This window comes from Sphingomonas sp. TREG-RG-20F-R18-01, from assembly GCF_022662475.1.
Taxonomy (GTDB): Bacteria; Pseudomonadota; Alphaproteobacteria; order Sphingomonadales; family Sphingomonadaceae; genus Sphingomonas.
Genome location: NZ_JAKNQQ010000049.1, coordinates 1 through 823, shown reverse-complemented (window position 1 = coordinate 823; position 823 = coordinate 1). Strand labels below are relative to the sequence as shown.

Below are 823 nucleotides of genomic sequence, written 5' to 3'. Positions count from 1 at the left end.
GCCGTGAACCCATAAACGGGATTCCCAGGCTAGAGCTTTTATGATTCAGGCTCGGCATGAGCCGATATGATCTGACCGACTTTGAGTGGCGTGTGATCGAGCCGCTGTTGCCCAACAAGCCGAGAGGCGTCGCGCGCGTCGATGATCGCCGTGTGTTGAACGGGATCTTCTGGGTGTTGCGGTCGGGCGCGCCGTGGCGCGATCTTCCCGAGCGGTATGGCCCGCGCACCACCTGCTACAACCGCTTTTCGCGGTGGCGCAAAGCTGGCGTTTGGGACCGGCTGATGGACGCCATCACGGCGGCGTACGACGGCGACATCCAGATGATCGACAGCACCTCCATCCGGGCGCACCAGCAGGCTGCGACGGCAAAAAGGGGGATCTGGATCACTGCCTCGGTCGCTCCCGAGGTGGTCTCACGACCAAGATCCACGCAGTCGTCGATGCGCAAGGGCTCCCGATCCGGCTCAGTCTGACCGCAGGTCAGGCGCACGACGGGCCTGCCGCATACCGGCTGCTGGATCGCCTCGATCCCCGCACCATCGTCCTAGCCGACAAGGCTTATGACGCCGACGGGATCCGCGATCTGATCGAGGCGCAAGGCGCGGTGCCGAACATCCCCGCCAAAGCCAATCGCAAATGGAAACCCTGCTTCAGCAAGGTGCTCTACCAAGAGCGCAATCTCGTCGAGCGCTTCTTCAGCAAGCTCAAACACTTCCGGCGCGTCGCCACCCGCTACGACAAACTCGCCGAGCACTTCCTGGCGATGGTACAACTCGCCTCAATCCGGCTGTGGCTCCGCGCTTATGAGTCTACGGCCTAG

Annotated in this window: 1 protein-coding gene; it reads left to right on the top strand. The window is 62.7% G+C overall.

Annotated elements, in window-relative coordinates; translation table 11 throughout:
- Positions 1–56: 56 nt before the first annotated feature.
- Positions 57–823, top strand: a protein-coding gene (locus L8K25_RS22575; protein ID WP_242141267.1) for an IS5 family transposase whose coding sequence is annotated in 2 segments (ribosomal slippage) — positions 57–369 and positions 369–823 — 768 coding nt in all. Because the reading frame shifts where the segments join, the coding sequence is not laid out codon by codon here.